The organism is Pseudomonas sp. FW305-96, assembly GCF_058783825.1.
The window spans coordinates 1-19668 of sequence record NZ_JBYSYW010000001.1; the positions used below are offsets into that span (position 1 = coordinate 1).

Annotated in this window: 22 protein-coding genes and 1 tRNA gene; 15 read left to right on the forward strand and 8 right to left on the reverse strand. The window is 63.3% G+C overall.

The features are described from left to right. Positions 1–96: 96 nt before the first annotated feature. Positions 97–1536 carry a dihydropyrimidinase gene (hydA, locus tag AC3WL2_RS00005; protein ID WP_102683306.1) on the reverse strand — a complete coding sequence of 480 codons (1440 nt, stop codon included), beginning with the start codon at positions 1534–1536 and terminating at the stop codon, positions 97–99. Between the two features lie 614 nt (positions 1537–2150). Here hydA and AC3WL2_RS00010 point away from each other — a divergent pair. The 7 genes from AC3WL2_RS00010 to csrA all read left to right on the forward strand — a co-directional run bounded on the left by AC3WL2_RS00010 (position 2151) and on the right by csrA (position 9268). Then, positions 2151–3641 (forward strand): NCS1 family nucleobase:cation symporter-1, encoded by a 1491-nt coding sequence (locus AC3WL2_RS00010; RefSeq protein ID WP_102683363.1) that lies wholly within the window; start codon positions 2151–2153, stop codon positions 3639–3641. A gap of 67 nt (positions 3642–3708) precedes the next feature. After that, positions 3709–4995 (forward strand): Zn-dependent hydrolase, encoded by a 1287-nt coding sequence (locus AC3WL2_RS00015; RefSeq protein ID WP_102683307.1) that lies wholly within the window; start codon positions 3709–3711, stop codon positions 4993–4995. A gap of 214 nt (positions 4996–5209) precedes the next feature. After that, the gene (modA, locus tag AC3WL2_RS00020; RefSeq protein ID WP_046856203.1) at positions 5210–5968 is read left to right on the forward strand and encodes a molybdate ABC transporter substrate-binding protein; all 759 of its coding nucleotides are present in this window, start codon (positions 5210–5212) and stop codon (positions 5966–5968) included. Then, complete coding sequence (gene modB, locus AC3WL2_RS00025; RefSeq protein WP_102683308.1) at positions 5968–6648, forward strand: molybdate ABC transporter permease subunit; 681 nt, start codon at positions 5968–5970, stop codon at positions 6646–6648. Before modA ends, modB begins: the two co-directional genes overlap by 1 nt. 1 nt (position 6649) lies before the next feature. Next, positions 6650–7741 carry a molybdenum ABC transporter ATP-binding protein gene (gene modC, locus AC3WL2_RS00030; protein ID WP_102683309.1) on the forward strand — a complete coding sequence of 364 codons (1092 nt, stop codon included), beginning with the start codon at positions 6650–6652 and terminating at the stop codon, positions 7739–7741. Between the two features lie 58 nt (positions 7742–7799). Beyond that, positions 7800–8822 (forward strand): DNA topoisomerase IB, encoded by a 1023-nt coding sequence (locus AC3WL2_RS00035; RefSeq protein ID WP_102683310.1) that lies wholly within the window; start codon positions 7800–7802, stop codon positions 8820–8822. Between the two features lie 251 nt (positions 8823–9073). Then, complete coding sequence (gene csrA, locus AC3WL2_RS00040) at positions 9074–9268, forward strand: carbon storage regulator CsrA (protein WP_023628788.1); 195 nt, start codon at positions 9074–9076, stop codon at positions 9266–9268. Positions 9269–9345: 77 nt separating this feature from the next. On the opposite strand, the gene AC3WL2_RS00045 is transcribed toward csrA, so the two are convergent. The 4 genes from AC3WL2_RS00045 to AC3WL2_RS00060 form a co-directional block, all read right to left on the reverse strand. Further along, positions 9346–9705 carry a response regulator gene (locus AC3WL2_RS00045; RefSeq protein WP_102683311.1) on the reverse strand — a complete coding sequence of 120 codons (360 nt, stop codon included), beginning with the start codon at positions 9703–9705 and terminating at the stop codon, positions 9346–9348. Positions 9706–9709: 4 nt separating this feature from the next. After that, positions 9710–11155, reverse strand: coding sequence for an ATPase domain-containing protein (locus AC3WL2_RS00050; protein ID WP_102683312.1), 1446 nt, complete (start codon positions 11153–11155; stop codon positions 9710–9712). 6 nt (positions 11156–11161) lie between these two features. Beyond that, positions 11162–12322 (reverse strand): two-component system sensor histidine kinase NtrB, encoded by a 1161-nt coding sequence (locus AC3WL2_RS00055; RefSeq protein WP_102683313.1) that lies wholly within the window; start codon positions 12320–12322, stop codon positions 11162–11164. Positions 12323–12402: 80 nt separating this feature from the next. Continuing rightward, positions 12403–12687 carry a hypothetical protein gene (locus tag AC3WL2_RS00060; protein ID WP_173862438.1) on the reverse strand — a complete coding sequence of 95 codons (285 nt, stop codon included), beginning with the start codon at positions 12685–12687 and terminating at the stop codon, positions 12403–12405. 101 nt (positions 12688–12788) lie between these two features. Between AC3WL2_RS00060 and AC3WL2_RS00065 the strand changes: the two genes are divergently transcribed. The 3 genes from AC3WL2_RS00065 to AC3WL2_RS00075 all read left to right on the forward strand — a co-directional run bounded on the left by AC3WL2_RS00065 (position 12789) and on the right by AC3WL2_RS00075 (position 13698). Then, positions 12789–13001 carry a hypothetical protein gene (locus AC3WL2_RS00065; protein ID WP_102683314.1) on the forward strand — a complete coding sequence of 71 codons (213 nt, stop codon included), beginning with the start codon at positions 12789–12791 and terminating at the stop codon, positions 12999–13001. A gap of 93 nt (positions 13002–13094) precedes the next feature. Continuing rightward, positions 13095–13179: transfer RNA gene (locus tag AC3WL2_RS00070), tRNA-Leu, on the forward strand. A 105-nt stretch (positions 13180–13284) separates the two neighbouring features. Then, positions 13285–13698 carry a DoxX family protein gene (locus tag AC3WL2_RS00075; protein WP_102683315.1) on the forward strand — a complete coding sequence of 138 codons (414 nt, stop codon included), beginning with the start codon at positions 13285–13287 and terminating at the stop codon, positions 13696–13698. Between the two features lie 15 nt (positions 13699–13713). Here the strand turns inward: AC3WL2_RS00075 and AC3WL2_RS00080 are convergent, their stop codons facing one another. Then, positions 13714–13902, reverse strand: a complete 189-nt coding sequence (locus tag AC3WL2_RS00080; protein ID WP_046857840.1) for a hypothetical protein — start codon at positions 13900–13902, stop codon at positions 13714–13716. A 241-nt stretch (positions 13903–14143) separates the two neighbouring features. On the opposite strand from AC3WL2_RS00080, the gene AC3WL2_RS00085 reads away from it, so the two are divergent. The 4 genes from AC3WL2_RS00085 to AC3WL2_RS00100 all read left to right on the forward strand — a co-directional run bounded on the left by AC3WL2_RS00085 (position 14144) and on the right by AC3WL2_RS00100 (position 17414). Continuing rightward, positions 14144–14818 (forward strand): polysaccharide lyase family 7 protein, encoded by a 675-nt coding sequence (locus AC3WL2_RS00085; protein ID WP_102683316.1) that lies wholly within the window; start codon positions 14144–14146, stop codon positions 14816–14818. Between the two features lie 141 nt (positions 14819–14959). Further along, a complete protein-coding gene (locus AC3WL2_RS00090; RefSeq protein WP_102683317.1) occupies positions 14960–15388 on the forward strand; it encodes a hypothetical protein in 429 nt (142 codons plus the stop codon). Between the two features lie 284 nt (positions 15389–15672). Next, on the forward strand, positions 15673–16338 hold the full coding sequence (locus AC3WL2_RS00095) for an SOS response-associated peptidase (RefSeq protein WP_102683318.1): 666 nt from the start codon (positions 15673–15675) through the stop codon (positions 16336–16338). A gap of 266 nt (positions 16339–16604) precedes the next feature. Next, complete coding sequence (locus AC3WL2_RS00100) at positions 16605–17414, forward strand: META and DUF4377 domain-containing protein (protein ID WP_102683319.1); 810 nt, start codon at positions 16605–16607, stop codon at positions 17412–17414. A gap of 66 nt (positions 17415–17480) precedes the next feature. On the opposite strand, the gene AC3WL2_RS00105 is transcribed toward AC3WL2_RS00100, so the two are convergent. Next, positions 17481–17873 carry a nuclear transport factor 2 family protein gene (locus tag AC3WL2_RS00105; protein ID WP_102683320.1) on the reverse strand — a complete coding sequence of 131 codons (393 nt, stop codon included), beginning with the start codon at positions 17871–17873 and terminating at the stop codon, positions 17481–17483. Next, positions 17870–18520 (reverse strand): DsbA family protein, encoded by a 651-nt coding sequence (locus AC3WL2_RS00110; RefSeq protein ID WP_102683321.1) that lies wholly within the window; start codon positions 18518–18520, stop codon positions 17870–17872. Before AC3WL2_RS00110 ends, AC3WL2_RS00105 begins: the two co-directional genes overlap by 4 nt. Before the next feature lie 111 nt (positions 18521–18631). Here AC3WL2_RS00110 and AC3WL2_RS00115 point away from each other — a divergent pair, with 111 nt between their 5' ends. Further along, positions 18632–19525: a LysR family transcriptional regulator gene (locus AC3WL2_RS00115; RefSeq protein WP_207238316.1), complete on the forward strand. Its 894-nt coding sequence runs from the start codon at positions 18632–18634 to the stop codon at positions 19523–19525. The last annotated feature ends 143 nt before the right edge of the window (positions 19526–19668 follow it).

A 19668-nucleotide genomic window follows, 5' to 3' on the forward strand; every position in this document is an offset into this window, starting at 1 on the left:
AGCCGGCTCCCACAGGTTGTGCATTCAGCAGCCACGACGCGCTGTCTGTGGGAGCCGGCTTGCCGGCGATAGGGCTGCGCAGCAGCCCCAGCTGCTTCAGCGCTGAACCGGCGTCGGTTTCTGCCGTTCGGCACGCCGTTCCAGCACCTCGTACACCGAGGGATAGGCCGGGCGCTCCACATAACGCCCCGCGCCCGGCTCGGCACGCAGGTCGCCATCGGCCCAGAGCACCTTGCCCTGGCTGATGGTGTGGCTGGGGACGCCGCGCACGGTGCGGCCTTCGAAGATGTTGAAATCGACCCGCTGGTGGTGGGTCTGGGCGCTGATGGTACGGGTGCCCTGCGGGTCCCACAGCACCAGGTCGGCATCGGCGCCGACACGGATCGCGCCCTTGCGCGGGAACAGGTTGAAGATCTTCGCGGTGTTGGTGGAGGTCAGCGCGACGAACTCATGCATCGACAGGCGCCCGCTGTTCACCCCGGCGTCCCACAGCACCGCCATGCGGTCTTCGATGCCGGCGGTGCCGTTGGGGATCCGGCTGAAGTCGTTGCGGCCCATGGCCTTCTGCTCGGCGCAGAAGCAGCAATGATCAGTGGCCGTGGTGTGCAGGTTGCCCGACTGCAGGCCACCCCACAGCGCCTCCTGATGCTCGCGCGGGCGGAACGGCGGGCTCATCACGTAGCCGGCGGCGGTGGCCCAGTCCGGATCACGGTAAACGCTGTCGTCGAGCAGCAGATGCCCCGGCAGTACTTCGCCGTACACCGGCTGGCCCTTGGCCCGGGCATAGGTGATCTCGTCCAGCGCCTCACGGCTGGAGACATGCACCAGATACAGCGGCGTACCCAGGGTTTCGGCGATGCGGATGGCGCGGCTGGCGGCCTCCCCTTCGACCTGGGACGGACGCGACAGCGGATGTGCCTCGGGGCCGGTCAGGCCCTGGGCGAGCAACTTTTGCTGCAGGTGATAGACCAGCTCGCCGTTTTCGGCGTGCACCGTGGGTACCGCGCCCAGTTGCAGGCAGCGTTCGAAGCTGGCCACCAGGGTGTCGTCGGCGGCCATGATCGCATTCTTGTAGGCCATGAAGTGCTTGAAGCTGTTCACTCCATGCTGGGCGACCAGTTCACCCATCTCCTCGGCGACCTGCTCGCTCCACCAGGTGATGGCGACGTGGAAGCCATAGTCGCTGGCACTCTTCTGCGCCCAGCCGCGCCAGGTATGGAAAGCCTCGAGCAGCGACTGCTGCGGGTTGGGGATGACGAAGTCGATGATCGAGGTGGTGCCCCCGGCCAGACCCGCGGCAGTGCCGCTGAAGAAGTCCTCGCTGGCCACCGTGCCCATGAACGGCAGCTGCATGTGGGTGTGCGGGTCGATGCCACCGGGCATCAGGTACTGGCCACTGCCGTCGAGGATCTCACAGTCGGTGGGGGCTTCGAGGTCTTTGCCGATGGCGCGGATCAGGCCATCGGCACACAGGACATCGGCGGGGTAGCTCTCTTCATGGGTAACCACGGTGGCGCCACGGATCAACAGGGACATGCCGTTTTCCTCGCAGGCTGACCGGTCTTCTGGCCGGTTCTTGGAATTGTGCTGGCCGGGCGCTGGAGGTGATTTCATCAATCCTGTCAGGCCTGACAAGAATCGAGGCTAGTATCTGATCGGATATTCATCAAGAAAAAATATATGCATCCATAAAAAACAATAACTAATTGATTTTTAACAATTTATTTTCAAGCTCACCAAAAAGTGACACCCCTTCACCATTTTGACGCACTTGACAGGAAGCCAAATTGGTCAAGATTTTCTACGCAAAATCAGGTGTTTGTTTACTGGCTGGATGGCGCAGGCCGCGCCGGTGTTTTTCCAGGTTGCACCCGTTTGAACCACGCGGGTGCTGGACCGGCCAGACAGACGGCATGCCCAGGAGCTCCCGCTTCGCCTGCCGCCTTGATGAATGCCTTTGCAGGTCAGTGAGTTACCTCCGGTCGGCGGCGGCCTGCCGGGAAGGCGCGGGCTTTCCCGGCACGTTTGTTGAAAACGCAGGCCACAACCGCCTGGCCGGGCCGGAGGTGCAGTACTGGTGGTGTGTGTACTCCGGCCATCGCGTCAGCCCGATGAGCGACAACTACAAGAAAAAAGACCTGGAGAACCCCATGCAACAGAGCAGATCGCAAGTGGTCGAGCAGCATGGCCTGTACGAGCTCGACGCCGGCAGCGACGTCCTCGACAGCCCCCGCTACAACCACGACATCGCACCGACCAAGGTGCACCAGCGCACCTGGAACAAGTGGCACATCACTGCGTTATGGGTGGGCATGTCCATCTGCGTGCCTACCTACACCCTTGGCGGCGTGCTCACCGCCTACTTCGGCTTGAGCGTGGGCGAGGCGCTGCTGGCGATCCTGCTGGCCAACCTCATCGTGCTTATCCCGCTGACCCTCAACGCCTTCCCCGGGACCAAATACGGCATCCCGTTCCCGGTGCTGCTGCGCGCCTCGTTCGGTATCTTTGGTTCCAACGTGCCGTGCCTGATCCGCGCCGTGGTGGCCTGCGGCTGGTTCGGTATCCAGACGATGTTCGGCGGTCTGGCCATCCACCTGTTCCTGGGTTCGTTGTTCCCCGAGTGGAAGGCACTGGGAGGCACGGGCGAGGTGATCGGTTTCATGCTGTTCTGGTCGCTGAACCTGTGGGTGGTGCTGCGCGGCGCCGAGTCGATCAAATGGCTGGAGACGCTGTCGGCGCCGTTGCTGGTGGCGGTCGGTGTGGGCCTGTTGTTCTGGGCGCTGCCGCACATGTCGATGAGCGAGTTGCTGGCGCAGCCGCCCAAACGCCCCGAGGGCGCCAGCGTGGTCGGCTACTTCTGCGCCGGGCTCACCGCCATGGTCGGTTTCTGGGCCACGCTGTCGCTGAACATCCCCGATTTCAGCCGTTACGCGAAAAGCCAGAAGGACCAGATTCTCGGGCAGATCTTCGGCCTGCCGCTGACCATGTTCCTGTTCGCTTCGCTGGGCGTGATCATGACCGCTGCCTCCGCCTCGTTGGTGGGTCAGACGGTGTCCGACCCGGTGAGCCTGATCGGCCATATCCAGAGCCCCGGCTGGGTGGCCCTGGCCATGGCGCTGATCATCGTCGCAACGCTGTCGACCAACACCGCGGCCAACATCGTCTCGCCCACCAACGACTTCCAGAACATCGCCCCGCGCCTGATCGGGCGCAGCCGTGCCGTCTGGCTGACCGGCTTCATCGGCCTGGCGCTGATGGGCCACGAGCTGCTCAAGAAGCTCGGCTGGATCGTCTCCGACCTGAGCCTGGAGAGCGTGTACTCCAACTGGCTGCTGGGCTATTCCAGCCTGCTAGGGCCAATCGCCGGGATCATGGTGGTGGACTACTTCCTGGTCCGCCGCCAGCAACTGGACCTCGCCGGACTGTACCGCGACGACGTGTACCCGGCATGGAACTGGGCCGGGTTCATTGCCTTCGGCGTGCCGGTGACGCTGACTGTGATAGCCATCGGCAACAGCAGTTTCAGCTGGTTCTACGACTACGGCTGGTTCACCGGTTCGCTGCTCGGCGGCGGGCTCTACTACGCCCTCGGCGGCATCGCGGTGCGCGGCCCGGCGCGGCTGGCCAAGCCGATGCCCTGATGCGCCGCATCGCGGGGCAAGCCCGCTCCCACGTGATGGTAAAAATAACAGCCTGAGGAGACACCCCATGACCACCCCCGCCAAGGAAATCCTGCAATCCAGCCAACACCACATAGACAGTAACCGCCTGTGGCAATCGCTGATGGACCTGGCCCGCCTCGGCGCCACGCCAAAGGGCGGCGTATGCCGCCTGGCGCTGACCGATCTCGATCGCCAGGCTCGCGATCTGTTCGTGCAGTGGTGCGAAGCAGCCGGTTGCACGGTGAGCATCGACGCCGTAGGCAACATCTTCGCCCGCCGCCCAGGGCGCAACGCCAAGCTGCCACCCGTGATGACCGGCAGCCATATCGACACCCAGCCCACCGGCGGCAAGTTCGATGGCTGCTTCGGCGTGATGGCCGGGCTGGAGGTGATCCGCACCCTCAATGATCTCGGCGTGGAAACCGAAGCGCCGCTGGAGGTGGTGGTGTGGACCAACGAGGAAGGCTCACGCTTCGCCCCGTGCATGATGGGTTCGGGGGTGTTCGCCAACAAGTTCACCCTCGAGCACACCCTGGCCAAGCGCGATGCCCAGGGCGTGAGCGTCGGCGAGGCATTGAACGCCATCGGCTACGCCGGCAGCCGCGCCGTGTCCGGCCACCCGGTCGGCGCCTACTTCGAGGCGCATATCGAGCAGGGCCCGATCCTCGAGGACCAGCACAAGACCATCGGCGTGGTGCTCGGCGCCCTCGGCCAGAAGTGGTTCGACCTGACCCTGCGCGGCGTCGAGGCCCACGCCGGCCCCACGCCGATGCACCTGCGCAAGGACGCCCTGGTCGGTGCCGCCGCCGTGGTCGAGGCGGTCAACCGCACCGCCCTCGCCCACCAGCCACATGCCTGCGGCACCGTCGGTTGCCTGCAGGCCTACCCCGGCTCGCGCAACGTGATCCCCGGCGAAGTGCGCATGACCCTGGACTTCCGTCACCTGGAAGGCCAGCGACTGGAGTCGATGATCGCCGAGGTGCGCCAGGTGATCGAGGCCACCACGGCCAAGCACGGGCTGGAGTACGAGCTGGTGCCCACCGCCGACTTCCCGGCCCTGTACTTCGACAAAGGCTGCGTCGAGGCGGTGCGTGATTCGGCGCGCAACCTGGGCCTGGCGCACATGGACATCGTCAGCGGCGCCGGGCACGACGCGATTTTCCTTGCCGAACTGGGCCCGGCGGGGATGATCTTCGTGCCGTGCGAGGGCGGGATCAGTCACAACGAAATCGAGAACGCCGCCCCCGAGGACCTCGCGGCCGGCTGCGCGGTGCTGCTGCGGGCGATGCTGGCGGCGTCGGAGGCGATTGCCAGCGGGCGGTTGGCGGCGTAGCGATGATCTTCTGGAGATCGCCCACCCATTGCGCTGCGCTGTCACGCAGGGAATAGCGTTCAAGCATCATCTGCGTGGGAGCGGCCGGGCGCCGCTGCCACGCAGCTCCACAACAAGGCCACCACCGACGGCAAATCACACCAACCCCTTCCCGACAGACGGCTTATCGCTATATATTCCGCACCATAACGATAATCCCTCAGGAGCCGTCTTCATGCGTATTCGCTTGTCCTATCTGGCCGCCAGCACCCTCGCCAGCCTGATCTGCCTCAACAGTGCCTGGGCCGATGAAGTCCAGGTCGCTGTCGCGGCCAACTTCACAGCGCCCATCCAGGCCATCGCCAAGGATTTCGAGAAGGACACCGGCCACAAGCTGGTCGCTGCCTACGGCGCCACCGGCCAGTTCTACGCTCAGATCAAGAACGGCGCGCCATTCGAAGTGTTCCTCGCCGCCGACGACAGCACTCCGGCCAAGCTGGAACAGGAAAAGGAAATCGTTGCAGGCTCGCGCTTCACCTACGCCATCGGCACCCTGGCGCTGTGGTCGGCCAAGCCAGGCTATGTCGACGCCAAGGGTGATGTGCTGAAGAAGAACGAGTACAAGCACCTGTCCATCGCCAACCCCAAGGCCGCGCCCTATGGCCTGGCCGCCACCCAGGTGCTGGACAAGCTGAAGCTGACCGAAGCCACCAAGGCGAAGATCGTCGAGGGCCAGAACATCACCCAAGCCTTCCAGTTCGTTTCCACCGGCAACGCCGAGCTGGGCTTCGTCGCGCTGTCGCAGATCTACAAGGATGGCAAGGTCAGCGAAGGCTCCGCCTGGATCGTGCCCGCCGAGCTGCATGACCCGATCCGCCAGGATGCGGTGATCCTCAACAAAGGCAAGGACAACCCGGCCGCCAAGGCCCTGGTCGATTACCTCAAGGGCCCGAAAGCCGCCGCGGTGATCAAGTCCTACGGCTATGAGCTCTGATGCCTCTCGACGCCAGTGACCTGGGCGCCATCTGGCTGACCATCAAGCTGGCCAGCCTGACCACCGCCATCCTCCTGGTGCTGGGCACGCCCATCGCCTGGTGGCTGGCGCGCACCCGTTCCTGGTTGCGCGGGCCGATCGGCGCGGTAGTGGCCCTGCCCCTGGTGCTGCCGCCAACGGTAATCGGCTTCTACCTGCTGCTGGCCCTCGGCCCCCATGGCTGGATCGGCCAGGCCACACAGGCTCTGGGCCTGGGCAGCGTGGTGTTCAGCTTCACCGGGCTGGTGATCGGCTCGGTGGTGTACTCGATGCCCTTCGTGGTGCAGCCATTACAGAACGCCTTCGGCGCTATCGGCCAGCGCCCGCTGGAGGTGGCAGCGACACTGCGCGCCAGCCCCTGGGACACCTTCGTCCACGTGGTACTGCCCCTGGCTCGCCCCGGTTTCATCACAGCCAGCATCCTCGGCTTCGCCCATACCGTCGGCGAGTTCGGCGTGGTGCTGATGATCGGTGGCAACATTCCCGACAAGACCCGTGTGGTCTCGGTGCAGATCTTCGATCACGTCGAGGCCATGGAATATAGCCAGGCCCACTGGCTGGCCGGGGCCATGCTGGTGTTCTCGTTCCTGGTGCTGCTGATGCTCTATGCCGGCCGCCGTGGCAAGGCAGGCTGGAGCTGAAATGAGCGCATCGATACAGGCGCGCCTGAAACTGGCGCGTGACGATTTCACCCTGGACGTCGACCTTGACCTGCCCGGTCGCGGCATCAGCGCCCTGTTCGGTCACTCCGGCTCAGGCAAGACGTCGTGCCTGCGCTGCCTGGCCGGCCTGGAGCGGGCCGCCAGCGCCTACATCGAAATCAATGGCGAGGTGTGGGAAGACAGCGCCCGCGGGCACTTCATCCCCCCGCACCGGCGCCCGGTCGGCTACGTGTTCCAGGAGGCCAGCCTGTTCCCACACCTATCGGTGCAAGGCAACCTCGAGTTCGGCTGGCGCCGTATCGCACCGCAGGCCCGCAAGATCAGCCAGGAACAGGCCTGCCAGCTGCTGGGCATCGGCCACCTGCTGGCGCGCAAGCCGGCGACACTGTCCGGCGGCGAGGCACAACGCGTCGGCATCGCCCGAGCCTTGCTCAGCAGCCCGCGACTGTTGCTGATGGACGAGCCACTGGCTGCCCTCGACAGCGCGCGCAAGCGTGAAATCCTCCCGTACCTGGAGCGCCTGCACGACGAACTGGATATCCCGCTGATCTATGTCAGCCATGCCCAGGACGAAGTGGCGCGCCTGGCCGACCACCTGGTGTTGCTCGAACAGGGCAAGGCAGTGGCCAGCGGGCCGATCGGCCAGACCCTGGCCCGCCTCGACCTGCCATTGGCCCAGGGCGAGGATGCCGGGGTGGTGCTCGAAGGCGTGGTGGTGGGCCACGACCCGCATTATGAGCTGTTCGACCTGCGCCTGTCCGGCACGGAGGGGCAATTGCTGCGTATCGCCCACCCAGCCTTGCAGGTGGGCAGCAGCCTGCGCCTGAAGGTCCAGGCCCGGGACGTCAGCCTGACATTGGCCGCCGACGGCGCGTCGAGCATTCTCAACCGCCTGCCGGTGCGGGTCCGCGAATGCCGCCCGGCGGACAACCCGGCCCATGTGCTGGTCAGCCTGGATGCCGCCGGCAGTGCGCTGCTGGCACGCATCACGCGCTATTCGGCGGACCAGCTCGACGTGCGCGCGGGCCAGTTGCTGTGGGCGCAGATCAAGTCGGTGGCACTGTTGGGCTGAGCAATGACGCGGCGGATGCTGTCCATTGCAGCATGAGTGCCCTCGATGGACTGCGCCGATGCCCGACTGCCCGTTGCCTGCCGCCCTGCATTATGTCGATGACAGCCAGCCCGGCCTGACCCGCCGGCGCTGGCGCGACCGCTTCCACTATTTCGACGCCGGCAACCAGCGGGTACGCGATAAAGAGACCCTGGCACGCATCGCCGCCCTGGTGATCCCGCCGGCCTACACCGACGTGTGGATCTGCGCCGACCCGCAAGGGCACTTGCAGGCCACCGGGCGCGACGCCCGGGGGCGCAAGCAGTACCGCTACCATACGCAATGGCGCGAGCTGCGCGACCAGCACAAGTACGCGCGCATGCTGGCCTTCGCCGAGGTGCTGCCGAAGCTGCGCAAGCAACTGGACACGCACCTGGCCTCCCCCGGACTGGGTCGGGAGAAGGTCATGGCGCTGGTGATCAGCCTGCTCGACACCACGCTGATCCGCATCGGCAACCGCCAGTACCTGCGCGACAACCGCTCCTACGGGCTGACCACCCTCGACACCCGCCATGTGCAGGTCAAGGGCAGCCGTATCCGCTTCCAGTTCCGCGGCAAACGCGGTGTCGAACACAACGTCACCCTGACCGACCGACGCCTGGCCGGCCTGGTCAAGCGCTGCATGGAACTGCCCGGCCAGGCTTTGTTCCAGTACCTGGACGAACAAGGACAGCGCCATGGTATCGGCTCGACCGAGGTCAACCAGTTCCTCCAGCAGCTGACCGGCGCCGACTTCACCGCCAAGGACTACCGCACCTGGGCCGGCAGCAGCCTGGCCCTGAGCCTGCTCAGGCCACAGGCCTGGGAGCCCGACAGCGAGGCGCGCCGGCAGGTCGCCGCCATCGTCCGCCAGGTGGCGACGCGCCTGGGCAACACTCCTGCTGTGTGCCGACGCTGCTACATCCATCCAGCCGTCCTTGAGCACTTCCACCTCGGCCGTCTTTCGGCATTGCCCCGTGTCCGTCCGCGCAAGGGATTGGAAACCGAGGAAGTGGCACTGCTACGTTTCCTGCAGATGCTGGAGCGCCAAGACGATCATTGACGGACACTATTTACTTCATCGAGCAGAGAAATTTCCCATATGGCGCCAAGCACCCTATCCTTGCCACCGAGCACCTTGCCGTGGAGTGGCCTTGCAGCCCTACCGGCACCTGCAACTAAAGATCGACAACAGAATTTGTCTGTCGGGGAATTACTATCCGCCGAAAGCGTCTTTAATGAGAAGGAAGAGGGACAGGCTCCCACCGCAGAGCACCTGGCTCGGCGGTTTTCTACATCACCAAGGAGAACTACATGCTGATACTCACCCGCAAGGTTGGCGAAAGCATCGTCATCGACGATGACATCAAAGTCACCATTCTGGGCGTCAAGGGGATGCAAGTGAGGATCGGTATCGATGCACCGAAAGATGTCCAGGTGCACCGTGAAGAGATCTACAAGCGGATCCAGGCGGGCAGCCCGGCGCCCGAAAAAAGCAACGACGAGTAACCCGCAAGCCAACTGCATCATGCCGCACGGATGCGCCTGATCGATTGCCCGCCCATGCGGGGAGCCTCTCCTGAACCTCAGGTGCCCAGCAATTCGCGCACCGTGGCGATCATCCGGTCCATGTCGAATGGCTTGTCGAACACCGCCGCGAACCTCCCGGGGCAGGCCCGACCCTGGCTGGCCTGGGCGCCGCTCATGAGAATGACCGGCAGGTCCGCCAGTTGCAGCTCTTCACGTATGGCTTGCAGCAGTTCTTCGCCATTGAGCACCGGCATCATGTAGTCGGTGATCACCAGGTCCACGCGCTTTTCCTTCAAAGCCTCCAGGGCCTTGCGCCCGTTGCTCGCCTTTTCAACCAGGTAGCCTTCGTCCTCCAGGGCAAAACCGAGGATATCGGCAATCAGGTACTCGTCGTCGACGATCAGGATGCTGTTCATCCCATCAACGATCTCCAGGCGGTGTCGCCGAGCCACTGAGCACGCCACTGGCACCGTCGAACGCCCGCGCCAGGCTGATGCCATGAGGCCCCAGATTCAGCGCCTGCAAAGCAGGGTCGTGGTCGCTGTCACGCACCTTGATCACCGACAGTGCGCGGTGCAGTTGCGCGTCGAGCTCGGCGAAGCGCATCAGTATCAGGTTGTCGACGATGCTCGACAGGTCGGGGGCCGGCGCGGTGATCTCCGCGCCGAAGATGTCACGCATCTCCCAGGTCAGCAGCACCGTCACGCCACGGGCGCGCAGCTCACCCGTCAGTGCGCGGAAGAAGGCATTCAGGCGGGCAGGCTCCAGCGCCAGGCGGCCGAAGGCTCCAAGGCTGTCGATTACCACGCGCCTGGCAGCGAGCGCCTCGACCTGTGCCAACAGCTGGGCGCCAAGTTGATCCAGCAAGCCTTCGCTGGTCGATTGCCAGCTCAGTTGCACGCTACCTTCACGCTCAAGTGCCTGCAGGTCGAAGCCCAGCGCACAGGCCTTCAACCGCAACCGCGCAGGCGTCTCGTAGAAACCGAAATGCAGACCCGGAGCAGCCTGGGTCGAAGCGGCCAGGAACGCGATGCCCAGCGCTGTCTTGCCTACGCCCGATGGCCCCATCAGCAGGGTCACCGACGCCTCGGCCAACCCGCCACCGAGCATGGCATCGAGGTCGGCAACACCCGTGGCGACCCTGCTCAGGGTTTGCGCTCCTGCCTGGCTGGGGCGACTGTACAGCGACTCCAGGCGCGGGTAGACCTGCAACCCGGCCTCCGTGATCAGGCATTCGTGGCGCCCGGACAACGCGCCACTGCCACGCGTCTTGCGCAACTGGACATGGCGCACCGCCGTGCTGCCGACCAGGTGTTCGCCGAGCTCGATCACGCCATCAACCATGGTGTGCTCGGGGCTGCCTTCATCCAATCGCGCACTGGTCAGCAACAACAGTGTGCAGCCGGCGAATGCCGCATGCCCCTGCAGCTCGGAAACGAATTTCTTGGTGTCGAGGCTGGTTTCCGCCCTGGAGCGGGCGTTGAGCAGCCCGTCGACGATCAGCAAGGTGGCCTGCTGCCGGGCAATTTCCTGTCGCAACAGCCTGACCACCGCATCCAGGCCCTCCTGCTCCAGGGTGTCGAATGCGCTGACGAACTGAATGGTGTCGCCCACCAGCGCCGGGTCGAAGAAGCTCAGGGTCGACAGGTACTGGAACAGCCGTTCATGGGACTCGCTGAGCAACGTCGCCACCAGTACCCGACCACCTTCACGCACATGGTTGCACGCCAGCTGGTTGGCCAGGATGGTCTTGCCCGAACCGGGATGCCCTTGAACGATATAGGAGGCGCCAACCACCAACCCCCCTTTGAGCAGCGCATCGAGCCCCGCGATGCCCGTGGCCAGTCGCTTTAGTTGCTCTACCATGGCTGTCTATCCGTCGGTCGAAAGCGAATCGGGGCCCGTCCGGGCTGGTAGGTACAGGCTCATGCAGGTGCCCTCGCCAAGCCGGCTGGACACCTCGATCGCACCATTGCTCTGCCGGGCGAAACCATAGGCCTGACTCAGGCCAAGGCCAGTGCCCTTGCCGAAGGCCTTGGTGGTGAAGAACGGCTCGAAGATCCGTGGCAGCACCTGCGGGTCAATGCCCTGGCCGTCATCACGTACATCAAAGCGCACGAAGCGCCCGCACAGCCCATCCACTTCGCCGGACAACTGCACGCATTCGACCACCAGACGGATCTGCCCGGTGGCGACAATGGCGTCGCGGGCATTGAACACCAGGTTCAGCAAGACCATCTGCAACTGCCCGGCGTCCACCTCGATCAGCGGCAAGTCAGGCTGTACCTGGGGTAGCAATTCGATTTCCCGGGGCAATGCGTGCTCCGCCAGCCCGCAAATGATATCGATCGCCTCGGCAGGCACGATGCGCGTGATGCTCAGTTGCCGATGCCGGGCAAAGCTCAAAAGTTGCTGGGTCAGCTGGGTGCCGCGCTGGCCAGCATCGAGGATATGCTCGAGCAAGCGCCTCACACGTGCCGGATCCTGGCTGCTGCTGGCCAGCCGGGCCGAGCTGAGGATGATGGTCAGCAGGTTGTTGAAGTCATGGGCCAGGCCTCCGGTGAGTTGCCCCAGGGCCTCGAGCTTTTGCGCCTGGAACAATTGCGCACGCATGGCATCGAGCTGCTGGGCCGACTCGCGACGATCGGTGATGTCGCGGGTGACCTTGGCCAGGCCGATGACCTCGCCTTGCGCGTCGCGAATCACATCCAGCGCGGCGAGCGCCCAGAACTGCGTGCCGTCCTTGCGCACGCGCCAGCCTTCGTCCTGCGCCTTGCCTTCTTCCAGTGCCTGGCGCAGCAAGCGTTGCGGGCGGCCGTCGGCACAATCCTGGGCGTTGAAGAACAGCGAGAAATGCCGGCCGATCACCTCGTCGGCAACGTAGCCCTTGATCCGCTGCGCGCCGGCGTTCCAGGACACCACATGGCCGGTTGGGTCGAGCATATAGATGGCGTAGTCCACCACCGCCTGGACCAACTGCTCGTAGCGTGCCTCGGGCATCACCGAATGGGTGGGGCGGTCTGTCGAAACCATGTGAGCTCCACAAGCACCGCGAAAGGACATATTGAGCGTAGTCAAAAGTCCAGCATGCACTGCACCTTATGCGACGATCGTCAGCGCTCGCGCTCCACCACGGTCGGCACCAGCCTGCGCGGCATTGCCACCTTGAGCAGCCATACCCCCACCAGCAGGATCAGCGCTGCGCCTGCAAAGGCGAGCAAGCGCCTGGGCTGCGCAGCCTCCTGGTCGAAGCCGAGCATCAGCAGGTAACCACCCAGGCTGATGAAGCCTGCGTAAAGAAACGCCGCCAGTAGGCAGACCAGAAGGAACAACAGGCGCCAGAACAACTTTGGGCGAACACGCCGCGTTGCGTCCGGGCCAGGGGGAAGCGATGACATGGCGACAGGCCTGGTTGGATCCAATGCGCGACAGTGGCGCAATGGCGGCATCCTGTCAATTGAACTATAGTGCCCGCGCCCCGGATCCCACAGGAACCATCATGACCTCCAACGTTCGCATGCAAGGGCTGCAGGACGACCTGATGCGCAGCGCCAGCGAACTCGATGAACTGAGCCAAGCGCTGGACGGCCATGTCCGTTACCTGCGTCATTCGATTCATCAGGCAGATGCGCACACCATGGGCGGGCACGTTGATGACCTGCGCCATAGTGCCCGCGAGATGCGCGATATCGCGCGTGCCATCGCCCCCTGAACGCCTAGGCAGGTTGACGCATCTATAACGATAGGTTATAAAGCGCGCCTGATTGTCTGGTCCAGGCTGCCCTGCGGCGCGCCAGCCAATCGTGCGAGTGTGGTGGAATTGGTATACACAGCAGACTTAAAATCTGTCGGCGTGAGCCTTGCGGGTTCGAGTCCCGCCACTCGCACCATCTTCTGTCGATGAAGGCGCCCTTGCGGCGCCTTTTTCGTACCCGCCGGAAATCCGCCGCGCAGCTGCTAGAGTGGAACCTGTCCCTGTTCACTGGAGCGCCGCCATGCGCTATAGCCTGCTCGATGGTCAACGCGACTTCATTCTGCTGCTCGCCCGCATCCTGTTGATGATCCTGTTCGTGCTCTCCGGCTGGAGCAAGCTGACCGGGTTCGAAGGCACGGTCGGCTACATGACCTCCCTGGGCGCCCCCGCCCCGATGCTGGCTGCGGCCATCGCCGTGATCATGGAACTGCTGGTCGGCATCCTGTTGATCCTGGGGTTCTACACCCGCCCCCTGGCCTTGCTGTTCGCCCTGTTTGTGCTGGGTACCGCGCTGATCGGGCATCCGTTCTGGAACATGGTCGAACCCGAGCGCAGCGCCAACATGACCCAGTTCCTGAAGAACCTCAGCATCATTGGCGGCTTGCTGCTGCTGGCCGTCAGCGGTGCCGGGCGGTTCTCCCTCGACCGCCGCTGAGCACCCGCGTCGACATCAGTCGTCGCAGTCGTCGTGCCAGGCCGGGTGGTCCTCTTCGTCATCGAAGTCGTCGAGCGACTCTTCGTCCTCCTCGACTTCGTCAAGGGCCCCGTATGCATCCGCCTCGGGGTCGTAGCCCTCGTGGAATTCAGGGTCGAGCAGATGGTCGTGCTCAGGTTCGTGCAGATCGTCTTCGTCGTGCATCACAGGCTCCGGTAACAACGGCAGGCCTATATAGGCGCATCGACGCACAGGGTCAATCCTCATGGCGCTTAACCCCGGCTTAACCGACCAGGCGCACAGTGCAGGCTCTCCCTTCAAAAACGCTCTTTGCCCGCCGCCCTGGCGGGCTTTTTTTGCCTGGACCTCCCTTGTCCGATGAACCGAGCGCCCTTTCAGGGCTCGCATGCGGTGCAGGATCTTTATCATCAAGGAGGTATCCATCATGACCGTGAACATCGATAACCTGATCATCACCACCCCAGTGGCAAAGTCGTCCAGCAACCCAGTGGCGCTGGAATTGACCGGCGCCCAGGCCCTCGCCACCCTGCCCCAGGTTGTCAGCCGCCTGGACGATGGTGCCGTGCGCATGACCGCCCCAACCAAAGGGGCGGCGAGCAAGAGCACCCACCGCACCCGCTGTGAGTGGAAGGAAGCGGTCTACTGGGCACTGGCCAGCGCCGGCCGGCATGTCAATCACCAACGCATGGTGCTGGAGCGGGTCAACTCGGCACAGAAGGTGGTGATCGCGCAGATGCATGTGAAAGATGACGACAGCCCGGTCATCAAGGTGTTCTGGAACAAAGGCAAGGTCACCCTTGGTTTTCGCCAGGACTTCAACCAGGGGATACCGACCAGTAGCACCATCCTGGCCGAGGTGCCGCTGGGCGTGCCTTTCGACATTACCATCGAGGTCACTGCGGCGGGCGCCGCCACGGTGTCGGCCGTTTGCGCCGGCCGCACCGGCAGCAGCGCAATGCTGAACATGACGTCAAGCTGGAATGGCCATACGTTCAACTTCCACGGCGGGGTTTACAACCAGTTGGATTTCAGCTCGACCACCCCGGCCTCGGACGGCTCGACATGCGTGATCAGCCAACTGGAAGTCCTGCATGGCTGAGGGGCACGGCTGCACTGAAATCGCCATTTCGGACGTCTTTGAGCAAATAGGATGACAGCAATATGGCCAGCATCAGCGCAGCATGTGATCACCTCGCGTCCTACCTTGCGCGAGTAACTGCCTCGCAAGAAAGGATACACAATGCATTACCGCCCCCTACTCATTGCCGCACTCCTCATGCTGACCAGCGGCTGCGCCTCCGGCCTGAACTCCATTCAGCAGGCCGAACTCGACCATTACCGTGCCAACAACCTGGCAGCCGAAGAAAAGAGCCCCACGGCCGCAATGCTATTAGGGCTGTTACCGGGTGGCGGATCGTTCTACGGACAAGCGTATGTTCCTGGTACGGTCAACCTGTTGCTCTGGCCAGTGTCTGTTCTATGGGACCCATTCAGTGGCTACAACGCAGCAGAGTCGATCAATTATCAGGCTACCCGGGCGCATGTCGCACGCCTGAAAAGAAACGAGATGGAGGAACTCGACAGCCAGTTACTGTTGAATGCCATCGACCAAAAGCACTACGCGGTCAAACGCCGCATGGTCAATGAAAAATTCAGTAACGGTTACTGAGCGCCTGCCAGAATGACATTCACGAAATTCTGACATTCTACAAGGCAGACTGGCCTGGCTTCGATACGTTCTGTTCAACCCGCCGATCTGGCGGGTTTTCTTTTTTCTGGGCTTTACTTCCTGCACACGCCTGGGTCGTTGACAACATTTTCACGTCTGCTGTGGCAAGTTGACGACTCATCCGTGAAACACTTGGCCCGCCCTCCCCAGCGGGCCTTTCTTTGCGCACAGCACAAGCCCTCGCGCGGTCTATGCTTCACCTGCGTACGCAGGAGAGGCTTACGATGTGCGGAAGGCTCAGCCAGTACCGTGGAATCCATGAATTCGTAGAAACGCTCAGCATGCCGGATGCCTGGCGTAACGCCGTGGGTGACCGGGCATTGCTGCGCTACAACGTCGCCCCCGGCACGCCCGTGGCGGTACTGCACCGGGAGGCTGCCTGCAGCAGGGCCGACCTGGTGAAATGGGGCTGGCGCCCACATTGGGCCACTGACCCTGTCACGCCGATCAATGCCAGGGCCGAGAAGGTCGCCCATGGGCCCTACTTTCGCTCGATCTGGCCCCACCGCGCCGTCGTGCCCGTGGATGGCTGGTTCGAATGGGTCGATGAGGGCGCGGCGAAGAAACAGCCGTATTTCATCCGCCGCCGCGATGGCCACCCTGCCCTCTGCGCGGCCATCGGACAATTTTCCGACAATGAACGCGACGGCTTCGTCATCATCACTGCCGACGCTCAAGGCGGCATGGTCGATGTCCACGACCGCAGGCCAGTGGTGCTGTCAGCGCAGCTGGCCGTGGCGTGGATGGCGCCCGGCCTGCCCAGCGAAGCTGCCGAGCAGATGGCCCTAGGCCTGGGCGAGCCGGCCGAGCGCTTCGAGTGGTATCGGGTCGGCATGGCAGTGGGTAATGCACGCAACCAGGGCGCCGAGCTCATCCAGCCGCTACCATGAACGACTTACCCGCGGGTTCAGGGAGCAAGACAACCATCCGCTCGGAAACCGCCAGCGTAGTGTGCAAAATTTCGTAACACTTACCCATCACCCATTCCATGAAACCGAACGGGATCAATGCTGTCCGATTGCCATCGGTAGCTGCAGAGGTCACCTCGAGTTGTCGCCGGACAACCCGATACATCCTCGACAAAACCGGCTTACCGGCGCGCGCACCCCACCTGCGGGGATGCCGCCCTTATTTTTCAAGGCTGAAAGAGCGAACCATGAAACAGAATATTCTCCTCGTCGCCGTCTGTGCCGCCCTGCTTCAGGCCTGCACCCCGGCTTCCACCTCCCATGAAGGATCGCCTTCCATGCCGGCCACCACCGCGTCTGCCGCAGCCCAGCCTCTGCTCTCGGCCTACTACTGGAACCTGGCATCGGCCAGCGATGCAGCCGGCAAGCCCAACGCAGCCCTGGCCTCAGGCATCGAGCGCAAGTTGCGCCTGAATTTCGGTGACCAGCGCCTGAACATCAGCGGTGGCTGCAACAACCAGTTCGGTGGCTACAGCTATCAGAACGGTGTCCTGAAGGTGCAGCAACTGGCTTCGACCATGATGGCCTGCGACAAGCGCCTGATGGACCTGGATGCCGAGATCGGACGCCTGTTGAAAGGTGATCTGCGCGCGGCCTTCAGCGGCGAAACCCACGCACCCGTGCTGCAATTGACCACCCAGGACGGCTCGGTGCTGAAGTTTCAGGGCGAAGCCACTCCAGAAACCCGCTACGGCAGCAAGGGTGAGACCAAGTTCCTGGAAGTTGCCGCCAACACGGTCAAGTGCAGCCATCCGCTGATCCCCAACTACCAGTGCCTGCAGGTGCGCGAGCGCCGTTATGACGACGCTGGTCTGCAACTGCCGACCCAGGACAACTGGCACCCGCTGTACCAGTCCATCGAGGGCTACGAGCACCATGACGGCGTGCGGACCGTGGTGCGGGTAAAGCAGTACGAATGGAAGAACCCGCCAGCCGACGCCCCGTCGCAAGTCTATGTGCTGGACCTGGTGGTCGAGCAGGACGCTTCGGGCAAGTAAATGCCAGTCGGCGCAGGCCGCCCTGCAGCGGCCTGCGCCTGGAACCGACGGCGATCGTGAAACGGCTCAGGTAAGCGCCGCGTTGACCTGCGCACTGTCGACGTATTGCTCCATGCTGACGATCTTGCCGTTGTTCAGCCGGTACAGATGGGCAAAGGTAGCAGTCATCGCTTTCCCGGTCTTGCGATAGGTGCCCGAGTAGACGCCAAAGGCGGCAACCCGGTCGTCCTCGGCCACATAGGTATGCACCTTGGCCTGGTAGCCATCCCATTCGGTGGCCAGGCGATGGAACACACCCTCCATGATCGCCTGCGGGCCGACATAGGTACCGGCATAAGGGAAGCCAGCCGCCTCGGTCCAGGTCACGTCCGCAGCCAGCGCCGCCAGCAGATTCCGGCCATTTTGTTCGGCAGAGCCTTCGTACGAGGCTCGGATGATGTCCAGGTTGCTCCTGCTCATGGTTTTACCCCCACGTTCAGCTCGCGAATGAAGGCCTGAGGATCTGAAAAGATAGCGCTGGCAGGTAACAACTGCATGGCGTCGTCCGCTTGTTGCAGAACGAATGTCGGCACGCCTTGACCGCCCACGCGACGCAACAAGGCGCGCCCCTGCCCCACACGATCATCGTTGGCCTGCAGCAAGGCCAAATCCGGACGCGTCAGCCGCTGCGCGGCGGCATCCAGCCCCAGGTCCGCCATCACTGCTGTCAACGTCTCCAGTCGAGTCACGTCCAGGCCATCGACGTAGCGCGCTGCCTGAATCGCCTTGAGCGCTTCGAACTCGTGCTCTGGCGAAGTCAGGTTCACTGCGCTGAGCGCCAGGGTAGACGGACCACTGTCGAACCCCTGAAGACGGTCGGCGAGCACCTGGTCACGATAGCGTTCACTGAAGACCTGCCCGGTCAGGCGCTCGATACGCTGGTCGTTGCTCCAGGCGTAGGCCGCAAAGTCATCATCCATGGCGCGAGCACCGCTGCCGGAAAACAGCCCCGTCGGTATCAGGCGCAACGCAAGGCCCGTGGATTGGAGAACGCGGGGCAGCGGTCCACCTGCACCGTAGCACCAGCCACAGAGTGGATCGAAGAGGTAAACCAGAGCCTTGCTCATAGTGGATCGCCTTGAATGGAATGCCTCGAATCTTATAGATCAAGCATTGACATTTAAACACGTACAAAATAAACGAACTGTATGTTATTGGCATACATTAAGGACATATCAATGACCGGCGCTTCCAGCCTGAACAGGCTTGCGTACTTCACCGCGGTGGTCGAAACCGGCTCCTTCACCGCAGCAGCAGAGCGCCTCGGCATCACCAAGGCCGTGGTCAGCCAGCAGGTGGCGCGACTGGAAAGCGACTGTCGCACCACACTGCTGGTTCGCAGCACGCGGAAAGTCCGCACCACCGAGGCGGGCCAACAGTTCTATCACCGCTGTGCATTGATCCTCAAAGAGGCTGAAGAGGCTTTCGAGGAATTGTCCGAAGCCGCCAGCGAGCCGACGGGCACCCTACGCCTGACCGCCCCTTTCGATTACGGCATTGGTGTCGTGGTGCCGGCCATCACCGCATTCTCGCAGCGATATCCGCAGTGCAAGGTCGAAGCACACTTCAGCGACCAGACCCTGGATCTGGGCGCCAACGATCTGGACCTTTCCATTCGCGTTGGCTGGATAACCGAGCAATATCTGCAGGCCCGGCGAATCGGCGAGTTTGCGCAACGATTGGTGGCCGGCCCTCAGTGGCAAGCGCGAGTGGACAAACTGCAGGCCCCGGCGGATCTGGCCGAGTTGCCAATCGTGGCGAACCTGGCGCTGCGAGAACCGACCCGATGGGTATTTGCCAAGGACGCCACGCAGCGCGAAACGGTGGAGATGAGAGCCAGCCTGTCGCTTAACGCCACCTTGGCAGTGCGCGAAGCCACGCTACTCGGGGCCGGGCTATCGGTCCTTCCGGACTATATGGCTGAACCAGACCTGCAAGCAGGCCGGCTGATCGAAGTGCTGCCGCAGTGGTCGCTGCCCCGAGGCGAGATCCATGCGGTCTTTCCAACGGCTCGCTTTCGACCGGTCAAGGTGCGGGCGTTTATCGAGCTTCTGGCAAGCCGCCTGGCTTAGGGTCTGTACGGAGTGTGTCTGCGCGAAGGCAGACAAGGCGAAACGGCGGGAGGAAGCGCAGTGTACTGGAGTACATGAGCATTCCGAGCCCCGTTTCAACGCAGTATGGGGAAGTGCAGATAACATTTCGTACAGAGCCTAAG